Below are 17,408 nucleotides of genomic sequence, written 5' to 3'. Positions count from 1 at the left end.
ACAACCATCATTCAACGCTGCTCATACACGCCCTGGGCCCCAAGATTTTTTACTATCTGGAGTTTGTATGTCTCAACTTTTCGAGCCGACCGCGCTGGTCGTCCCGTTTGAACAGCTGCGCATGACCGATGTGGAATCGGTGGGCGGCAAGAATGCCTCGCTGGGCGAGATGATCTCCCAGCTGCCGACCGGCCCCCAGGGCGTGCGCGTGCCCACGGGCTTTGCGACCACGGCCCACGCCTTCCGCGAGTTCCTCAAGCATGACGGCCTGAGTGAGCGCATCAGCCAGCGTCTGGCCACCCTGAACACCGACGATGTGCGCGCCCTGGCCGAGGCCGGTGCCCAGATCCGCGGCTGGGTCGAGGCCCAGCCCTTCCCCGCCGATCTGGAAAAAGCCATCCGCGAGGCCTTCATCACCCTGGCCGGTGACAACCTGCAGGCCTCCTTTGCCGTGCGCTCCTCGGCCACCGCCGAAGACCTGCCCGACGCTTCCTTTGCCGGCCAGCAAGAGACCTTCCTGAACGTGGTGGGCATCGACGACATCCTCCACAAGATGAAGGAAGTCTTTGCCTCGCTCTACAACGACCGCGCCATTTCCTACCGCGTGCACAAGGGCTTTGCGCACGACGTCGTGGCCCTGTCGGCCGGCGTGCAGCGCATGGTGCGCTCCGACCTGGGCGCCGCTGGCGTGATGTTCACCATGGACACCGAGTCGGGCTTTCCCGATGTGGTCTTCATCACCTCCAGCTACGGCCTGGGTGAAACCGTGGTGCAAGGCGCCGTCAACCCCGACGAGTTCTATGTGCACAAGCCCATGCTCAAGGCTGGCAAGCGTGCCCTGATCCGCCGCAACCTGGGCTCCAAGCTGATCAAGATGGAGTTCGCCACGCCCGAAGAAAAGGCCGCATCCGGCAAGCTGGTCAAGACCGTGAACACGGCCCCCGAGCAGCGCAACCGCTACAGCCTGACGGATGACGACGTGCTCGAGCTATCGCGCTACGCCATGATCATCGAAGAGCACTACGGCCGCCCCATGGACATCGAATGGGGCAAGGACGGCGTGGACGGCCAACTCTACATCCTCCAGGCCCGCCCGGAGACGGTCAAGAGCCAGATGCAGGGCAAGACCGAACAGCGCTACAAGCTCAAGAGCACCGGCGCCGTGCTGGCCGAAGGCCGCGCCATCGGCCAGAAGATCGGCACCGGCCCGGTCCGCATCGTCGACAACATCGCCGAGATGGACAAGGTCAAGCCCGGCGACGTGCTGGTCACCGACATGACCGACCCCAACTGGGAGCCGGTGATGAAGCGCGCCAGCGCCATTGTCACCAACCGCGGCGGGCGCACCTGCCACGCGGCCATCATTGCGCGTGAACTGGGCATCCCGGCTGTGGTCGGCTGCGGCAACGCCACCGACCGTCTCAAGGACGGCGCCCTGGTCACCGTGGTCTGCTCCGAAGGCGACACCGGCCGCATCTATGACGGCCTGCTGGAAACCGAAGTCACCGAGGTGACCCGTGGCGAGATGCCCCACATCGGCATCAAGGTCATGATGAACGTGGGCAACCCCCAACTGGCCTTCGACTTCGCCCAGATGCCCAACAACGGCGTCGGTCTGGCCCGCCTGGAGTTCATCATCAACAACAACATCGGCGTGCACCCCAAGGCGATCCTGGACTACCCCAACATCGACAGCGACCTCAAGAAGGCCGTCGAATCGGTGGCTCGTGGCCACGCCAGTCCCCGTGCCTTCTACGTCGACAAGCTGGCCGAAGGCATCGCCACCATCGCCGCTGCCTTCTACCCCAAGCCGGTCATCGTGCGCCTGTCGGACTTCAAGTCCAACGAGTACAAGAAGCTCATCGGCGGCTCGCGCTACGAGCCCGAGGAAGAAAATCCCATGCTGGGCTTCCGCGGCGCCTCGCGCTACATCAGCACCGAGTTCGGCGAGGCCTTTGCCATGGAATGCGAAGCCCTCAAGCGCGTGCGCAACGAGATGGGCCTCACCAACGTCGAGATCATGGTGCCCTTCGTGCGCACCCTCAAGCAGGCCGAGCGCGTCACCGGCATGCTGGCCGACCACGGCCTGGTGCGTGCCTCCCAGGGCGGCACCGATGGCCTGCGCATCATCATGATGTGCGAAGTCCCCTCCAACGCCATTCTGGCCGAGCAGTTCCTGGAGTTCTTCGACGGCATGTCGATCGGCTCCAATGACCTGACCCAGCTGACCCTGGGCCTGGACCGCGACTCCGGCCTGGAGTTGCTGGCCGCCGACTTCGACGAGCGCGATCCGGCCGTCAAGGCCATGATCTCGCGCGCCATTGCCGCCTGCCGTGCCCATGGCAAGTACATCGGCATCTGCGGCCAGGGCCCCAGTGACCACCCGGACTTTGCCGACTGGCTGGCCGCCGAAGGCATCGTCTCCATGTCCCTGAACCCGGACACGGTGATCGAAACCTGGCAGCGCCTTGCAGCCAAGCACTGATTCGCGCTACAATCGCAGGCTTTTCGTTTGTTGCAAGATTTCTTGCAGCCCTTGCCGTCCGTGGGTTTGACGCTTCACGACGGCTTCCATCCCCCCTTTAGACGGGGGGGAATCCACAAGGAGCATACCTATGCGTCACTATGAAATCGTGCTGCTGATCCATCCGGATCAAAGCGAACAAGTTCCGGCCATGCTGGAGCGCTACAAGGCCACGATCACCGCCGCTGGCGGCCAGATCCATCGTGTTGAAGACTGGGGCCGCCGTCAACTGGCGTACCAGATCAACAAGCTGGCCAAGGCTCACTACCTGTGCCTGAACATCGAAACCAGCAAGGAAACCCTGGCTGAGATCGAAACCGCTTTCCGCTTCAATGACGCCGTTCTGCGCCACCTGACCGTGGTCAAGGACAAGGCTGAGACCACCCCCTCGGTCATGATGAAGCAAGTTGAGCGCGAAGAAGCCCGCAAGGCCGCGCAAGACCAGCAAGCCGCTGCCTGATGCATTGAGCATCAGGTCGTGACGTCGGGCCCCCGCCTTGACAGACGCTGACACCTCGGTCACCCCTCGCGTCAATGACGTGACACTGACCGCCAGCATCGTCGAACGCAAGGCCCTGCGCTACACCCCAGCCGGATTGCCGGCTCTGGATCTCGGTCTGCACCACGAATCCACCGTGGTCGAAGCCGGACAGCCCCGCAAGGTGGTCTGTGATCTCAGGGCGGTGGCTCTCGGCCCCATGGCTGTCCAGCTCAGCCGCACCGACATCGGTGCCGAGCTGCAGATCAAGGGATTTCTGGGGATGTCGCGCAACGGACGTGGCGTGCTGCTGCACATCATCGAGCTCAACTAAACATTCAGATATTTCTGTACACAAGAGGTCACCATGGCTATTTCTCGTGGCAAAGGCAAGTTCTCCAAAGACCGCAAGGGCAAGCGCAACACGCAATCCCTGCTGTTCCGTCGCAAGCGTTTCTGCCGCTTCACCGTCGCCAACGTCGAACAGATCGACTACAAGGACGTGGACACCCTGCGCGATTTCATCGCTGAAAACGGCAAGATCATCCCCGCACGCCTGACCGGCACACGCGCGATCTACCAACGTCAACTGACGACCGCCATCAAGCGCGCTCGTTTCCTGGCCATGCTGCCCTACAGCGATCAGCACCGCGCCTAAGGAGTCACTGACATGCAAATCATCCTCCTCGAAAAAGTCGCCAATCTGGGCGCCCTGGGCGACGTGGTCAAGGTCAAGGACGGCTACGCCCGTAACTTCCTGATCCCGACCGGTCAAGCACGCCGTGCCACCGAAAAGGCCATCGCCGAATTCGAAGCCCGTCGCGCTGAGCTGGAAAAGGCTCAAGCCGAGAAGCTGGCTGCCGCTCAAGCTCTGGGCGACAAGCTCAACGGCAAGACCGTGTCCGTCAGCCAGAAGGCTGGCGTGGACGGCCGCCTGTTCGGCTCCGTCACCAACCACGACATCGCCGATGGCCTCAAGGCTGCCGGTTTCGACGTGGCCAAGCAGCAGATCCGTCTGCCCAACGGTCCCCTGAAGACCACGGGCGAGTTCGCTGTGTCGGTGGCTCTGCACTCCGACGTGGTGGTGGACGTGACCGTTCAAGTCGTCGGCGAAGCTGCCTGATCGACAGGCTCAGCGCCACCTGGCGCTGGCCCCTCAAAAAAACCGCCCCGAGGGGCGGTTTTTTCATGGGCATCAGTCAAACAGATCACTGAGCCAGGACTTGTGGCGCTTGCGCCCATGGCTGCCGTGGTCGTGATAGTCGGAGTCGACGAAATCCGGTCGGCGGTGCGCCTGCTGAGGCTGCGCCGACGGCACGGGCACCTGGGTCACCGGCGGCTGCGCCTGGGCGCTGCGTTCGATGATCTTGTCCAGCTCGCCACGATCCAACCAGACACCTCGACATTGAGGGCAATAATCGATCTCGATTCCCTGGCGATCGCTCATGACCAGGGTGACATCTGCACAATGAGGGCATTTCATCGGGGCTTCCTTCGTTCAGCGTGCGCATGTGCGCCGGTGTTGGGATCCTTCCGGCCCCCAAAAGTTCGCCCTGATCACCCCCCAGGCATCAACTGATGGCGGTGCTCTGCTTGAAGGCCATCACCGCCTGGGCCCGCAGTGTGCGTAGCAGCGAGAGCTCCTTTTCGGTGATGTTCAGGCTGTCGGCCTGATCGCGGTCGGCGTAGATCATGCCCAGCACCACATCCTGACCCTGGCGCTTCATGGTCATGGGCAGGAGCAGGAAGGTGGGGGCTCGAACCCGTTGCACAAACCAATGCGGCAGGCGTGAAGCCACCGACGACGCACTGGCATCGGCGATCAAGGTGTCCACGCCTTTGATGCACACGGCGGAAAACAAGTCCACGCTTGCCCCTTCCGGTGCCTTGAGCGGGATCACGAAGGCTGACTTGAGTTGATCGGCCCCCTGCCCCAGGCCGATGCGGCCCACCAGCGAGGCACTGCGCGCATCGCGCAGACAGAACACCACACGCCGGCAGTCCAGCGCGCGGTAGACCGTCTCCAGGATCATGCCCAGCACCTCATTGAGCTGGAAGGAGTCCACCAGGGTGTTGGTGATGTCCTGGATGCCACTGGTCAGGATGTCCACGGAAGCCACCGGCGTCGGCAGCTCACCACTGGCCAGGGCACCTTCTTCATCGGTCCAGGCCAGACCCAGGGACTCGGGGCTGGGGCCGCTGTCTGCCTGGCCGGCATTGGGTGCATCCACGTAATAGGCCTCCAGCAGGCGCTCGGCGTGGGAGTCGGGCTCCAGCTTGAGGTTGAGCACGCGCGTGAGCTCGGTCAGGCGCTTGCGGGCGCGTGCCGCCGCTTCCTGCACAGCCTGCTGGGGCAGATCCAGAGGCACGGCGTAATGCTGCCCCAGAGCGGCCAGCGCATCACCCACCTCGGTGGGCTCGCAGTTGAGCATGGCGTTGGCCGCCTCATTGGCCAGACTGGCCAACCAGGCACGCCGCTCGGGGCGCGCCGCCAGAGACTTGCCGGGCACCGGCCCCGCAGGTGAGCTCATATTGCTCAGCAGGCTCTCGGGCAGGCTCCAGCTCTTGCCCACAGCCACGCCCAGAGCCTCGAAGCCCAGGCCCAGCACCTGGAGCGATGCCTTGGCTTCGTTCATCGGAGCGGCGCCGTCCTTGCCCTGGATGAGCGCCCGTATCTCCTGGGCGTCTTCAGGCAGGTAGAAGCCCACCAGCAGACGCCCCAGATTGCGGAACAAGGCCTCGATATAGGCTTGTTCGGCATCCTTGGCATTGGTGCACAGTTCGCTGGCCAGGGTTCCGGCCATCACCGTGCGCAGAAACTCTTCCTTCAACTGCTGGGCGTGCTGCTTGTCTTCCATGTGCTCGACCAACATGAGCGACAAGGCCAGATTGCGGATCCCGCCCACCCCCACCAAGGCCACGGCACGCGACACCGTACTGATCGAATCCGTGCCGGCACGGCGGTAGTGCGCCGTGTTGACCACGCGCAGCAGCTTTTGCGTCAGGGCCACGTCCTTGAGGATCTCGTCACACAGGCGCGACAGGCTTTCGTTTTCGGCCTCGGACAGGGCCTGCACTCGGGTGACCGACTCCGAGAGTGTCGGAAAGTCGCTCTTGTGGCGCATGCGGCGCAGCAGATACTCCAGCGTCACGCTGGGGGCCTCACCCACGGTGGGCTGGCTGGCTGGTTCAACCATCATCTTGGGGTCTCGCTGCCTGTGGTGTCCCCCGATTGGAACCCAGGGATCTTAGATTTGAAATGCGGACAACGGGGCCCTCGACACGCCATTTCTTCACGTCGAGCGGCTCTGCGTCGCTGTCCCCAGCCTGTCCCCTGCATTTCCCCGGTCAATCCACAGACTTGTCCACAGGGAACAGGCTCGAAGTCCTGCAGTCGCCCGTATGATCCAGGGCATGTCTGCAGTCTTTCCCACCTCCTTTCCCGGCTCATCCGGCAACAGCTCCAGCAGTGAGGACATCGCCCGCTTGCGGGTGCCTCCGCATTCGATCGAGGGTGAACAGAGCGTGCTGGGGGGCCTGCTGTTGGACAACTCGGCCTGGGACCGGGCTCAGGATCTGCTCAGTGAAAGCGATTTCTACCGCTATGAGCACCAGCTGATCTTCAAGGCCATCTCGCAGTTGATCAACGCCTCGCGGCCGGCAGACGTGATCACCGTCTTCGAGCAGTTGCAGATGTCCGGCAAAGGGGGCGAAGTGGGCGGCCTGGCCTACCTCAATGCCCTGGCGCAATCGGTGCCCAGCGCGGCCAATATGCGTCGCTACGCGGAGATCGTGCGCGAGCGCGCCGTGCTGCGCAAGCTGGTCACCGTCAGCGACGAGATCGCCACCAACGCCTTCGACCCACAGGGCAAGGCGGTGGCCGACATCCTCGACGAGGCCGAAGCCAAGATCATGAAGATCGGCGAAGAAGGCAACCGCAACAAGCAGGGCTTCCATTCGATGGACAACCTGGTGGTGGACCTGCTGGACCGCGTGCAGGAGCTGGCCGACAACGGCGCGGAAGACGTCACCGGGGTGCGCACCGGCTTTTATGACATGGACAAGATGACGGCTGGCCTGCAAAAGGGCGACCTGATCATTCTGGCGGCCCGCCCCTCCATGGGCAAGACGGCGTTTGCGCTCAACATCGGCGAGAACGTGGCCGTGAACGAAGGCCTGCCTGTGGCCGTGTTCTCCATGGAAATGGGGGCCTCACAGCTCGCCTTGCGTATGGTGGGCTCCATCGGCCGCATCAACCAGCAGAACCTGCGCACCGGCCGACTGAGCGACGATGAGTGGGGCCGCCTGAGCGAGACGGTGGAAAAGCTGCGCACGGCCAACGTCTTCATCGACGAGACCCCGGGCCTCTCACCCAATGAATTGCGCGCCCGCGCGCGCCGCCTCGCGCGCCAGTTCGGTGGCACCCTGGGCCTGATCATCATCGACTACCTGCAGTTGATGAGCGGCTCGGGCGGCAACGAGGAAAACCGCGCCACCGTGATCGGTGAAATCTCACGCGGCCTCAAGGCCCTGGCCAAGGAACTGCAGTGCCCGGTGATCGCACTGTCGCAGTTGAACCGTTCGGTGGAGACCCGCCCCGACAAGCGGCCCATGATGTCCGACCTGCGGGAATCCGGCGCCATTGAGCAGGATGCCGACGTCATCATGTTCATCTACCGCGACGAGTACTACAACAAGGAATCGAAGATTCCAGGCACGGCCGAGATCATCATCGGCAAGCAGCGTAACGGCCCGGTGGGCAGTCTGCACCTGGCATTCCTGAAGTCCAACACGCGCTTCGAGAACCTGGCCCCAGGCACCTACGTCGGCGGCGGCGACGAATACTGATCGGCGCCCCTCAGACCCCGTTCTGACGCAGCCAGGCTTCGAGCTGCGTGGCCGGCAAGGCCCCTGACACGCGGGCCACCTCACGCCCTTGACGGAACAAGGCCAGCGTGGGGATGCTGCGGATGCCATGCTGCGCCCCCAGCTGCGGTTCAGCCTCCGTGTCCACCTTGGCAAAACGCAGGCGTGCGGACTGCGAAGCCGCCATCTGTGCGAACACCGGCGCGAACATCTTGCAGGGACCGCACCAGGGCGCCCAAAAGTCCACCAGCACGGGCAGATGGTTGCGGCCCACGAAGCGATCAAAGGTCTGGCCTGTCAGGACGATGGGCTCGGGCGGCAGAACCGTCTGACCGCACTTGCCGCACAGCGGGGTGTCATGCAGGCGCGCCGACGCCACGCGATTGACGGCCTGACAGTGCGGGCAGACAAGTTCCAGTGCTGTGTCCATGGTCGGCTCCTTCATTGAACTCATCCCTCACATGGGATGTGGCGCACCCAATTCAAGAGGCTCAGCGGAACAAGCCCTTGAGCTTGCTCTTGAGCTTCTCCTTGGCCGCATCTTCTGCACTGAGCGCCGGTGCGCTGGCCGCCGAGGCCCCCGACGCCGCTGCGGCGGGCTTGCCCAGCAGCTTGGCCTTGAGCTGGTCTTCCAGCTTGCCCCCGGCCTTGTCCAGCTTGGTGTCCAGTTGCCCCTTGAGGGTGTTCTGCATGGAGCCCAGGGCCACACCCGACCAGGCGATCTTCCAGTCCAGGGCATCGAAAGGCCCGGACAGCTTGACCGGCACCGTCAGGCCCTTGAGTCCATCGATGTCCGCACCATCCTGCCCCTTGACCGTGCCCGTGACCGTGGCATTGACCGTGTAGTTGATGCGCCGCTGCACCAGATCAATGTCCCCCTTGCCGCCCACACGCAGAAAGGGACTCTTGGCGGACAGATCCTCGTTGCGTGCCACGCCCTGGGTGATCACGAAGGAGCCCGTCATCTCGGTGAAATCGGTCTTCTCCGTCTGTTTGGCCTTCTCAACCGCATCGCTGTGGCTGGAAAAACGCGACTTGGCCTCTCGCAGGGACTTGGCCAGATTGATGCCGCGCACGGCGCCATCACGCAGCACCACAGCCGCCGTGCCGTTCAAGCCCGAAGTCAGCGCCCCCACCGTGCCACCCGAGGTGCTCACCTCCAGCTTGACCTGGCCCGTACCTTCCAGGATGTCCTTGCCCGCCACATCCTTGAGCATGTTGAGGATGTTCACCCCCTCGGCCGTGGCCTGCAGGGCCACCCTTTGCTGACCGGCCTGTGCCGAGCCCTGAGCCTTGAAGCGTCCCCCCCAGGCACCGCCGGAGAGCTGCTGCAAGGTCAGGCGCCCCTGGTCCAGTTGGGCCAGGATCACGGCGTCACTCACGCGGTACTGCTGCCAGGCCAGTTGGCCCGCCGTCACATCAAAATGCCCATTGACCGATCGCAGAGCCGACAGGTCCACCACGGTCTTGTCCAGACCGCCGCCGCTGGCGGGAGCCTGCGACGCTGGTCTGGCAGGCAGCAGGCGATTGAGATCCAGCGAGGCGAACTTCGCCTTGGCGTCAATGCGCGGCGCGCCCTGGCCTAGCATGGCCTTGCCCGTGGTGGTGAAGGCATTGCTGTTGATGTCGCCCTGCAGTGACCAGTCGGCCGAGGTCGGCGCCGAGGCATGCAGACGGCCCGCGATGTTCACCACCAGCGGCTGCAGCGAGGGCTCGCTGATGCGGGCCTGCAGCTTGAGGCCCTCCAGCGTGCCGGCCAGCGTTTGCGGTTGAGCCGACAGTTGTCCCTTCAACTGGCCACTCACCTCCCGCTGACCGCCCTGGCCCGCCATCGTGACCTTGAAGTCCACCCCCAGATCTGGCAGGCGGATCGCCTGGAATGAGCCCACCGGCGAGCCACTCTTGAACTGGCCACTCACGGCCACGGGGCCCGCCACGCTGAAGCGCCCCTGCAGGGCACTGCCCTTGAGCTGATCGCCCTTGACGCTCAACTCGGGCCATTGCGCCTCCACCTCGCGCACATGGCCATCCTGATGCGCCAGCACCTTGGCATCCAGCTTGGAGACGGTGAGCGCCTGCGCCTTGGGATCGAAAGCGAACTGCGCCACGACCAGGTCGGCCTTGTCCAGCAGCAAGGCCCCTGCGCCCTGCCCCACCTGACCGGACAGCGTCACGGCCAGGTCGTCGGCCGTGGCCGCCGCACTGCGGCCATCCCAGACCGCCTTGGCCGCCTGGATGTCGGCCTTGAGATCAGCTTGTGCGGCCTGCCCCTCATGCGTCGACGTCTGGCCCAGCACACTGAGATCCAGCTTGCTGGCTGAAAAGCGCTGCGCCTTGAGTTCCGGCGTCAGGGTCAAGCTCCCCTTGACCGCCACCTTGGCGACCCGTGGCGCACTCAGTTGCGCCTGCGCAGCCACCACCAGATCGGTGGCCAGACCATCGGCCAGACGCCCGCTCTGGAGTTCGGCCAGCGTCAACAGGGCCTTCACACCCGAGCGCTCGTCCTGAACATCGGCCTGGACGTCCTTGAGAGAGATGCCTTCCACGTCAAAGGACAGGTCCTGCCCCTGGGATGCGTTGTCGGGCTTGTCCGAGGGGGTGAGCAGATCGTCGATGTTGCTGCGGCCCTGGGCATCGCGGCGATAGTTGAGCTTCACGCCCGAGGCGTGCACCTGCCCCACCCGCAACTGCCCCTTGAACAAGGGCATCACCTGCACGGCCAGATCCAGCTCACTCAGACGGGCGAATTCGGCGGGCCGTTGGTGCTCGCTCAGGCTGACATCCTGCAGTCGCACATGCAGCCGCGGCCACAAGCCCAGCTCGATCGGGCCATGGAGCGTCAAGGTCCGCTGCTTTTCCTGCTGCACCCAGTCCACCAGCGCCTGCTTGTGGGCATTGGGGTCAAAGGTGGCCACCAGGTAGGCGGCTGCGCCTCCCGACACAAGCACCACGGTGCCCACACCCAGGGCGACGGTTTTCATCCAGGCCACATCCAGTCCTTTGCTCTTGTCGACCACCCGGTCGTGTCACTGTGCATGTTGTACCAAAGAAAACGGGGCCCCCTCGGGCCCCGTTGACATGCGCTGCAGCATCGCAGCAGCGGTGATCAGTCGTCGCTGCCGCCGAAGATGCCCAGCAGGCTCAAGAGCGACTGGAAGACGTTGTAGACATCCAGGTACAAGGCCAGGGTGGCAGTCACGTAGTTGGTCTCGCCACCGTCCATGATGCGCTTGAGGTCATAGAGCATGAAGGCCGAGAACAGCACCACGGACAAAGCCGAGATGGTCAGCATCAAGGCGGTCATCTTCAGGAAGATGTTGGCCACGATGGCCACCATCAGCACAATGGCGCCCACGGTCAGCCACTTGCCCAGGCTGCTCACGTCACGCTTCATGGTGCCGGCCAGCGAAGCCATACCGGCGAACACCAGCGCCGTGCCACCAAAGGCCACGCCGATGAGCTGTGCTCCGTTGCCCAGGCCCAGCACGGCACCGATCAGGCGGGACAGCATCAAGCCCATGAAGAAGGTGAAACCCAGCAGGAACAGCACGCCCAGGCCGGAGTTCTTGTACTTCTCGATGGCGAAAAAGAACCCGAAGGCAATCGCCATGAAGGCGATGAAACCCATGAAGGGGCTGCCGCCAAAGAAACTGAATTCCATGGCCACGCCCAGCCACGCCCCCAGCACCGTGGGCACCATGGAAAGTGCCAGCAAGGCATAGGTGTTGCGCAGCACGCGCTGGCGCTGAGCACCGAAGGCTGCACCGTACACCGTGTCCAGAGATTTCAGAGATTGGTCCATCGAGATTCCTCTACAAGTCATGCGCCGTGTTGGACAGCACGGCGCCATTGTAGTTCCCGCTGCCTCATTTGGTGAGGATCAGCTTGCCCTGGCGGGTGGTTCGCAACTGGTAGACCGCGCCCTGGTGGACGATGTGCACCACGTCCTGTCCCTGAAACAAGGCGGCGCTGTCCACCCGCGCCGGGGCAACCCCGGAGCTGGCATCCGGTGCGAACCCTGGCGTGCTCTGGCCATTGAGGGAGAAATCGTCGAACAAGGTCTCCGCTGGAGAAGATCGATCAGGCTTCATGCCCGACAGTTTAAATGCGAATAATTCGCAATTCAAGTGATTTGACGGCGCAAGGACTCGTAAAGACAGATCGAGGCCGCCACGGCCACATTCAGGGACTCTTCACCACCGGGCTGCGGAATGCTCACCGTCATGGCGCAACGCGCCATCAACTCGTCGCTGACGCCCTGCCCTTCGTGCCCCAGCACCCAGGCGCAGGGTGATGGCAGGGGCGCGCGTGACAACTCGTGATCGGCATGCGAACTGGTGGCCACCAGAGGCACCTGCAAGGCCTGCAAATCATCCACCGTGGCCTGCTCGACCAGGTGCAGGCCCCAGTGAGCCCCCATGCCCGCACGCAGCACCTTGGGCGACCACAGCGCAGCCGTGCCCTTGAGCGCCACCACCTGCCGCACGCCCAGCGCCGAGGCCGTGCGCAAGATGGTGCCGACATTGCCCGCGTCCTGCAGCCGGTCGAGCACCACCGTGGCCACCCCCGGCAACACGCCAGGCGTGATCCCCTGGGTGGACAGCACGAAACCCAGACGTGCGGGAGACTCCAGCGAGGTGAACTGACGCCACAGCAGATCGGGTACCACCACGACACGGTCCGCCTCGCAGGCCAGCGCCGACAATCTGGCGGCCACGGTGTCCCCTGCCTGTGCGCGGCCATCCAGCCCGGTCCAGGCCGATTCGGCCACCACGGCCAGCGGCACATGAGCACCACGCTGCACGCAGGCCGAACACAGGTGATCGCCCTCCACCCAGATCTCGCCGAGCTTGCGATAGGCCGAAGGGTCGCCCGCCAGCTTGCGCAATCGCTGCAGCAGCGGGTTGTCCTTGGAGGTGATGAGCTGACTGGGTATCATGATGAGGCGTGGATCTCTCAGGGGCGCTGGAGCACCAGCTTGACCGGGCCAAAACTGCGGCGGTGCTCCGGGCAGGCCCCATGTTGCTGCAGCGCGGCCAGGTGATCGGCGGTGGGATAGCCCTTGTGGGTGGCAAACCCATATTGTGGAAAGCGCTGGTGAAGGTCCTCGCACAAGCGATCCCGATGCACCTTGGCCAAAATGGAGGCCGCCGCGATAGAGGCCACCTTGGCATCGCCCTTGACGATGGCCTCGGCTGGCACCTTGAGCACGGGCAGGCGGTTGCCATCGACCAGCACCTGAGCGGGCTTGAGGCGCAAGCCTTCGACGGCCCGGCGCATGGCCAGCAAGGTCGCCTGCAAGATGTTGAGCTCGTCGATCTCTGCCACCGTGGCCTCGGCGATGCAGCAACACAGGGCCTTGGCGCGGATCTCGTCGAACAGGACTTCACGGCGTGCTGCGCTGAGCTTCTTGGAATCGTTCAAGCCAGCAATGGGCTGCTGCTCATCGAGGATGACGGCCGCAGCCACCACGGGCCCGGCCAGGGGGCCGCGCCCGGCCTCATCCACCCCGGCCACCAGGCCCACGGGTTGCCACAGCAGCAGGTCGAGTTGTTCGGTGGGCGGCTTAGCGCGCCTGGAGGACTTGGGCGATGGCATCGCTGGCACAGCGGGCTGTATCGCGCCGCAAGAGGTGGTGGAGTTCGACAAAACGCTGACGCGCCGCCTCGGCACGGGCGGGCTGATCCAGCCAGGCCAGCACGTCGGACGCCAGTTGCCGGGGATGGGCCTCGCCCTGCAGGCGCTCAGGCACCACAAAGTCGCGTGCCAGGATGTTGGGCAAGCCCACCCAGGGCTGATAGCGCATGCGCTTCATGAGCTGCCAGCTCAGACCGTTCATGCGGTAGGCGATCACCATGGGGCACTTGAACAAGGCCGCCTCCAGGGTGGCCGTTCCGCTGGCGATCAGGGTGACATCACAGGCGGCCAGCACCTCGTGCGAGCGCCCATCGAGCAAGGTGAGGGGCGCATCCGGGCAGTATTGGGCCACCATGGGTTCGACCAGCGAGCGCAAACCCGGCACCACCGGCAGCACAAAGCGCAGTTCGGGCCGCTGACGCGCCAGCAGCGCCACCGTCTGCAGAAAGACTGGCGCGATGTACTGGATCTCTGAGCGACGGCTGCCCGGCAGCACGGCCACCACGGTCTCACGCTCGCCCAGACCCAGTACTGCACGAGAGGCCGCACGCGGCGGCTCCATCGGGAAGGCATCGGCCAGCGGGTGCCCGACATAGGTCGCCGCGATCCCCACGCGCTCGTACAGCTCGGGCTCAAAGGGGAAAAGGCAGAGCATGTGGTCCACCGACTCGTGGATCTTGTGGATGCGCTTGCCCCGCCAGGCCCAGATCGAGGGGCTGACGAAATGCACGGTCTTGATCCCCGACGCTTTCAGGCGCGCTTCGAGCGCAAGATTGAAGTCCGGCGCGTCCACTCCGATGAACACCGACGGCGGATCAGCCAGCAGACGCTGGGTCAGCTGTTCGCGGATGCCGACGATCTCGCGGTAGTGGCGCAGCACCTCGACATAACCGCGCACGGCCAGCTTGTGGTGCGGCCACCAGGCGTCAAAGCCCTGGGCGGCCATCTTGGGGCCCCCAATGCCGTGAGACACCAGGGCCGGCCAGCGCTGCTTGAGCCCCGACAGCAGCAGGCCCGCGAGCAGGTCGCCCGAGGTCTCGCCGGCCACCATGGCCAGGCGTGGCGCCTGATCGTCCATCTGCGGCCTCAACGCACGATGCCGCGGCTCGCCGCGTTCAGGAAACCCAGCATCAGGGACACGTCGTCTGCGGCCTCGGGATGGCTCGCGCTCAAGCCCTGGATCTGGGCCTTGGCCTGCTCCAGCGTCAGCCCCTGGCGATACAGGGCTTTGTGCATCTGCTTGACCGCGGCCAGACGCTCGGCGCTGAAACCCCGGCGGCGCAGGCCTTCCAGGTTCACGCCATGGGCCGAAGCCGTGTTGCCCTGAGCCATCACGAAGGGCGGCAGATCCTGGCCCAGCACGGTGCCCAGGCCACTCATGGCGTGCGCCCCGATCTTGACGAACTGGTGCACACAGGTGAAGGCCCCCAGAATGGCCCAATCGCCCACATGCACATGGCCGGCGATCTGCGCGTTGTTGGCGAAGATGGTGCGGTTGCCCACCACACAGTCATGCGCCAGGTGGGTGTAGGCCATCATCCAGTTGTCGTCACCCAGGATGGTCACGCCCGTGTCCTGGACCGTGCCTGTGTTGAAGGTGCAGAACTCGCGGATGGTGTTGCGATCGCCGATCACCAGGCGGGTCGGCTCGTTGGCGTACTTCTTGTCCTGCGGGGCCGCACCCAGCGAGGCAAACTGGAAGATGCGGTTGTCACGCCCGATGGTGGTGTGGCCCTCGATCACGCAGTGAGGGCCCACGGTGGTGCCCTCATCGATGCGCACATGGGGGCCCACGACCGTGTAGGGGCCAATGGTGACATTCGCGCCGAGTTCGGCCTGAGGGTCCACCAGCGCGGTGGAATGGATGGATGCCATGCGATCGTTCCCTGTCGTCCTGGCCGCTCAGTCGATCTTGCGCATGGTGCACATCAGCTGCGCGTCCACGGCCACTTCGCCGTCCACCAGGCCCTGGGCCTTGAACTTGTAGATGCCGGCCTTGGCCCGCTCGATGCTCACTTCCAGGATCAGTTGATCACCCGGCTCGACCGGGCGCTTGAAGCGCGCGTTGTCGATGCCCACGAAGTAGTACACCGACTTGTCGTCGCTGCGGATGCCCTGGCTCTCGAACGTCAGCAAGGCCGCGGCCTGCGCCAGCGCCTCCAGCATCATCACACCCGGCATCACCGGGCGATGCGGGAAGTGCCCCGTGAAGTAGGGCTCGTTCATGGTGACGTTCTTGACCGCGCGGATGCGTTTGTGGTGCTCGATCTCCAGCACGCGATCGACCAGCAGGAAGGGATAGCGGTGCGGCAGCAGCTCGAGGATCTTGTGGATGTCCATCGTCATGATTGGGTACTTTGCTTTTCCAGAGCGCGAAGGCGCTCGCGCAGCGAATGGAGGTTCTTGAGCGTCGCGGCGTTCTTTTCCCAGGCGGCATTGTCGTCGATGGGAAAAACGCCGCTGTAGTGGCCGGGCTGGCGCAGCGAGCGGGTGACCACGGTGGCCGCGGAGATGTGAACACCGTCGGCCAGGGACAGGTGCCCCAACACCACGGCCCCACCACCCACCGTGCAGTGTGCGCCAATGCGGGCGCTGCCCGCGACGCCCACGCAGCCCGCCATGGCGGTGTGAGCACCAATATGCACGTTATGGCCGATCTGCACGAGGTTGTCGAGCTTGACCCCGTTCTCGAGGATGGTGTCACCCAGGGCGCCACGGTCGATGCAGGTGTTGGCACCCAGCTCGACGTCGTCACCGATGCGCACGGCGCCCAGCTGTTCGATTTTTTCCCAGCGGCCTTCCACCGGCGCGAAGCCAAAGCCATCCGCGCCGATGACCACACCGCTGTGCACGATGCAGCGCTCGCCGATCACGCAGTCAAAGCCGACGCTCACCTGCGCGGCCAGGCGGCTGTGGGCGCCGATGTGCACCCGCTCGCCCACCACGGTGTGCGGGCCGATGACCACGCCATCCCCCAGCACGGCGTCCGCCTCGATCACCGCCAGCGGGCCAACGCTCACATCCAGGCCCAGGCGTGCCGAGGCATGCACCACGGCTGAGGGGTGAATCCGCGCAGGCGCGGCCGGACGCACGCGTCGGGCCCACCACTGGGTCAGGCGAGCGAAGTAAAGATAGGGGTCGTCCGACACGATGGCCGCACCGCGCGCCTGGGCATCGGCACGCATCACCGGCGCCACGATGACACACCCCGCCGACGTGCTCAGCAACTGCGAACGGTACTTGGGATGGGCCAGAAACGAAATGCAGCCGGGGTCGGCTGCATCGAGGGGGGCGATCCGAGTGACCCGCTGGTCTCGCGGCCCGAGCAGTTCACCGCCCAGAGCCTGCACCAGTTCGCCCAGGCTGACGCCAGGCTGATCCAGGGTCGATGTCACTTGGCCGAACCGTTGAGCGACTTGATCACTTTCTCGGTGATGTCCAGGCGGGGCCCGGCAAACACAGGCTCTTGCAGGATCAGGTCATAGCGTTCCTGCTCGAAGATCTGCTTGACCACGCGGTTGGCACGCTCGAGCAGGTTGCCCAGCTCTTCGTTCTTGCGCTGGCTGAAGTCCTCTTGCAGTTCACGGCGCTTGCGCTGGAACTCACGATCCTGGTCCAGCAACTCGCGCTGGCGACGGACCTTTTCGCTCTCGGACAGCGTGGGGGCATCCTTTTCGAGCTTGTCGGAGGCGGCCTTCAGACGCTGGGCCATCTCGTTGAGATCCTTCTCACGGCGGCCGAACTCGGCCTCCAGGCGCGATTGCGCGGCCTTGGCGGGCGCCGAGTCACGCATCACGCGGTCCAGATTGACGTAGCCGATCTTGTAATCCTCGGCGTGTGCCGCGGAGAACAAGCCCGCGACCAGGGCCGCGGACGTCAGAAGCTTGACAAGGGATTTCATGA

At 64.5% G+C, this 17,408-nt stretch carries 19 protein-coding genes; 6 read left to right on the top strand and 13 right to left on the bottom strand.

What is annotated here, in order from left to right:
• Window positions 1–67: 67 nt before the first annotated feature.
• From ppsA to rplI, 5 genes are all read left to right on the top strand, one after another.
• Window positions 68–2,485: a phosphoenolpyruvate synthase gene (gene ppsA / locus VFW84_RS17305; RefSeq protein WP_329681717.1), complete on the top strand. Its 2,418-nt coding sequence runs from the start codon at window positions 68–70 to the stop codon at window positions 2,483–2,485.
• 130 nt (window positions 2,486–2,615) lie between these two features.
• Window positions 2,616–2,984 (top strand): 30S ribosomal protein S6, encoded by a 369-nt coding sequence (rpsF, locus tag VFW84_RS17300; protein WP_329681716.1) that lies wholly within the window; start codon window positions 2,616–2,618, stop codon window positions 2,982–2,984.
• Window positions 2,985–3,021: 37 nt separating this feature from the next.
• On the top strand, window positions 3,022–3,336 hold the full coding sequence (gene priB, locus VFW84_RS17295; protein ID WP_329681715.1) for a primosomal replication protein N: 315 nt from the start codon (window positions 3,022–3,024) through the stop codon (window positions 3,334–3,336).
• Between the two features lie 33 nt (window positions 3,337–3,369).
• Window positions 3,370–3,660 carry a 30S ribosomal protein S18 gene (gene rpsR / locus VFW84_RS17290; protein WP_329681714.1) on the top strand — a complete coding sequence of 97 codons (291 nt, stop codon included), beginning with the start codon at window positions 3,370–3,372 and terminating at the stop codon, window positions 3,658–3,660.
• 12 nt (window positions 3,661–3,672) lie between these two features.
• Window positions 3,673–4,125, top strand: coding sequence for a 50S ribosomal protein L9 (rplI, locus tag VFW84_RS17285; protein WP_329681713.1), 453 nt, complete (start codon window positions 3,673–3,675; stop codon window positions 4,123–4,125).
• Window positions 4,126–4,197: 72 nt separating this feature from the next.
• Here rplI and VFW84_RS17280 read toward each other — a convergent pair whose 3' ends face one another.
• Both VFW84_RS17280 and VFW84_RS17275 read right to left on the bottom strand, forming a co-directional pair.
• Complete coding sequence (locus VFW84_RS17280) at window positions 4,198–4,485, bottom strand: zf-TFIIB domain-containing protein (RefSeq protein WP_329681712.1); 288 nt, start codon at window positions 4,483–4,485, stop codon at window positions 4,198–4,200.
• An 88-nt stretch (window positions 4,486–4,573) separates the two neighbouring features.
• Window positions 4,574–6,202, bottom strand: a complete 1,629-nt coding sequence (locus VFW84_RS17275; protein ID WP_329681711.1) for an HDOD domain-containing protein — start codon at window positions 6,200–6,202, stop codon at window positions 4,574–4,576.
• Between the two features lie 214 nt (window positions 6,203–6,416).
• On the opposite strand from VFW84_RS17275, the gene dnaB reads away from it, so the two are divergent.
• The gene (gene dnaB, locus VFW84_RS17270; protein ID WP_329681710.1) at window positions 6,417–7,850 is read left to right on the top strand and encodes a replicative DNA helicase; all 1,434 of its coding nucleotides are present in this window, start codon (window positions 6,417–6,419) and stop codon (window positions 7,848–7,850) included.
• A gap of 10 nt (window positions 7,851–7,860) precedes the next feature.
• Here dnaB and trxC read toward each other — a convergent pair whose 3' ends face one another.
• The 11 genes from trxC to VFW84_RS17215 all read right to left on the bottom strand — a co-directional run bounded on the left by trxC (window position 7,861) and on the right by VFW84_RS17215 (window position 17,406).
• Window positions 7,861–8,298 (bottom strand): thioredoxin TrxC, encoded by a 438-nt coding sequence (gene trxC / locus VFW84_RS17265; protein WP_329681709.1) that lies wholly within the window; start codon window positions 8,296–8,298, stop codon window positions 7,861–7,863.
• Between the two features lie 61 nt (window positions 8,299–8,359).
• On the bottom strand, window positions 8,360–10,849 hold the full coding sequence (locus VFW84_RS17260) for an AsmA family protein (protein WP_329681708.1): 2,490 nt from the start codon (window positions 10,847–10,849) through the stop codon (window positions 8,360–8,362).
• A gap of 125 nt (window positions 10,850–10,974) precedes the next feature.
• Window positions 10,975–11,670: a Bax inhibitor-1/YccA family protein gene (locus VFW84_RS17255; protein WP_329681707.1), complete on the bottom strand. Its 696-nt coding sequence runs from the start codon at window positions 11,668–11,670 to the stop codon at window positions 10,975–10,977.
• A 64-nt stretch (window positions 11,671–11,734) separates the two neighbouring features.
• Window positions 11,735–11,959: a hemin uptake protein HemP gene (gene hemP, locus VFW84_RS17250; RefSeq protein WP_329681706.1), complete on the bottom strand. Its 225-nt coding sequence runs from the start codon at window positions 11,957–11,959 to the stop codon at window positions 11,735–11,737.
• Window positions 11,960–11,991: 32 nt separating this feature from the next.
• Complete coding sequence (locus tag VFW84_RS17245) at window positions 11,992–12,807, bottom strand: RNA methyltransferase (RefSeq protein WP_329681705.1); 816 nt, start codon at window positions 12,805–12,807, stop codon at window positions 11,992–11,994.
• 17 nt (window positions 12,808–12,824) lie between these two features.
• Window positions 12,825–13,466: a ribonuclease HII gene (gene rnhB / locus VFW84_RS17240; RefSeq protein ID WP_329681704.1), complete on the bottom strand. Its 642-nt coding sequence runs from the start codon at window positions 13,464–13,466 to the stop codon at window positions 12,825–12,827.
• On the bottom strand, window positions 13,435–14,583 hold the full coding sequence (gene lpxB / locus VFW84_RS17235) for a lipid-A-disaccharide synthase (RefSeq protein WP_329681703.1): 1,149 nt from the start codon (window positions 14,581–14,583) through the stop codon (window positions 13,435–13,437). The genes rnhB and lpxB overlap by 32 nt, the downstream gene beginning before the upstream one ends.
• An 8-nt stretch (window positions 14,584–14,591) precedes the next feature.
• Window positions 14,592–15,380, bottom strand: a complete 789-nt coding sequence (gene lpxA / locus VFW84_RS17230; RefSeq protein WP_329681702.1) for an acyl-ACP--UDP-N-acetylglucosamine O-acyltransferase — start codon at window positions 15,378–15,380, stop codon at window positions 14,592–14,594.
• A gap of 27 nt (window positions 15,381–15,407) precedes the next feature.
• Window positions 15,408–15,845, bottom strand: a complete 438-nt coding sequence (fabZ, locus tag VFW84_RS17225; protein WP_329681749.1) for a 3-hydroxyacyl-ACP dehydratase FabZ — start codon at window positions 15,843–15,845, stop codon at window positions 15,408–15,410.
• Between the two features lie 2 nt (window positions 15,846–15,847).
• Window positions 15,848–16,900, bottom strand: a complete 1,053-nt coding sequence (gene lpxD / locus VFW84_RS17220) for a UDP-3-O-(3-hydroxymyristoyl)glucosamine N-acyltransferase (RefSeq protein ID WP_329681701.1) — start codon at window positions 16,898–16,900, stop codon at window positions 15,848–15,850.
• On the bottom strand, window positions 16,897–17,406 hold the full coding sequence (locus VFW84_RS17215; protein ID WP_329681700.1) for an OmpH family outer membrane protein: 510 nt from the start codon (window positions 17,404–17,406) through the stop codon (window positions 16,897–16,899). Before VFW84_RS17215 ends, lpxD begins: the two co-directional genes overlap by 4 nt.
• Window positions 17,407–17,408: the final 2 nt, after the last annotated feature.

Origin of the sequence: Aquabacterium sp. (assembly GCF_036279655.1) — a bacterium.
Lineage (GTDB): Bacteria > Pseudomonadota > Gammaproteobacteria > Burkholderiales > Burkholderiaceae_C > Aquabacterium.
This window is presented reverse-complemented; position numbering and strand designations above follow the sequence as displayed.

Bases quoted from the DNA above. Each gene is read 5' to 3' on its own strand.
- ppsA (WP_329681717.1), top strand. From the start codon at position 68: ATGTCTCAACTTTTCGAGCCGACCGCGCTGGTCGTCCCGTTTGAACAG.
- rpsF (WP_329681716.1), top strand. From the start codon at position 2,616: ATGCGTCACTATGAAATCGTGCTGCTGATCCATCCGGATCAAAGCGAA.
- rpsR (WP_329681714.1), top strand. From the start codon at position 3,370: ATGGCTATTTCTCGTGGCAAAGGCAAGTTCTCCAAAGACCGCAAGGGC.
- rplI (WP_329681713.1), top strand. From the start codon at position 3,673: ATGCAAATCATCCTCCTCGAAAAAGTCGCCAATCTGGGCGCCCTGGGC.
- VFW84_RS17280 (WP_329681712.1), bottom strand. From the start codon at position 4,485: ATGAAATGCCCTCATTGTGCAGATGTCACCCTGGTCATGAGCGATCGC.
- VFW84_RS17275 (WP_329681711.1), bottom strand. From the start codon at position 6,202: ATGATGGTTGAACCAGCCAGCCAGCCCACCGTGGGTGAGGCCCCCAGC.
- dnaB (WP_329681710.1), top strand. From the start codon at position 6,417: ATGTCTGCAGTCTTTCCCACCTCCTTTCCCGGCTCATCCGGCAACAGC.
- trxC (WP_329681709.1), bottom strand. From the start codon at position 8,298: ATGGACACAGCACTGGAACTTGTCTGCCCGCACTGTCAGGCCGTCAAT.
- VFW84_RS17260 (WP_329681708.1), bottom strand. From the start codon at position 10,849: ATGAAAACCGTCGCCCTGGGTGTGGGCACCGTGGTGCTTGTGTCGGGA.
- VFW84_RS17255 (WP_329681707.1), bottom strand. From the start codon at position 11,670: ATGGACCAATCTCTGAAATCTCTGGACACGGTGTACGGTGCAGCCTTC.
- hemP (WP_329681706.1), bottom strand. From the start codon at position 11,959: ATGAAGCCTGATCGATCTTCTCCAGCGGAGACCTTGTTCGACGATTTC.
- VFW84_RS17245 (WP_329681705.1), bottom strand. From the start codon at position 12,807: ATGATACCCAGTCAGCTCATCACCTCCAAGGACAACCCGCTGCTGCAG.
- rnhB (WP_329681704.1), bottom strand. From the start codon at position 13,466: ATGCCATCGCCCAAGTCCTCCAGGCGCGCTAAGCCGCCCACCGAACAA.
- lpxB (WP_329681703.1), bottom strand. From the start codon at position 14,583: ATGGACGATCAGGCGCCACGCCTGGCCATGGTGGCCGGCGAGACCTCG.
- lpxA (WP_329681702.1), bottom strand. From the start codon at position 15,380: ATGGCATCCATCCATTCCACCGCGCTGGTGGACCCTCAGGCCGAACTC.
- fabZ (WP_329681749.1), bottom strand. From the start codon at position 15,845: ATGGACATCCACAAGATCCTCGAGCTGCTGCCGCACCGCTATCCCTTC.
- VFW84_RS17215 (WP_329681700.1), bottom strand. From the start codon at position 17,406: ATGAAATCCCTTGTCAAGCTTCTGACGTCCGCGGCCCTGGTCGCGGGC.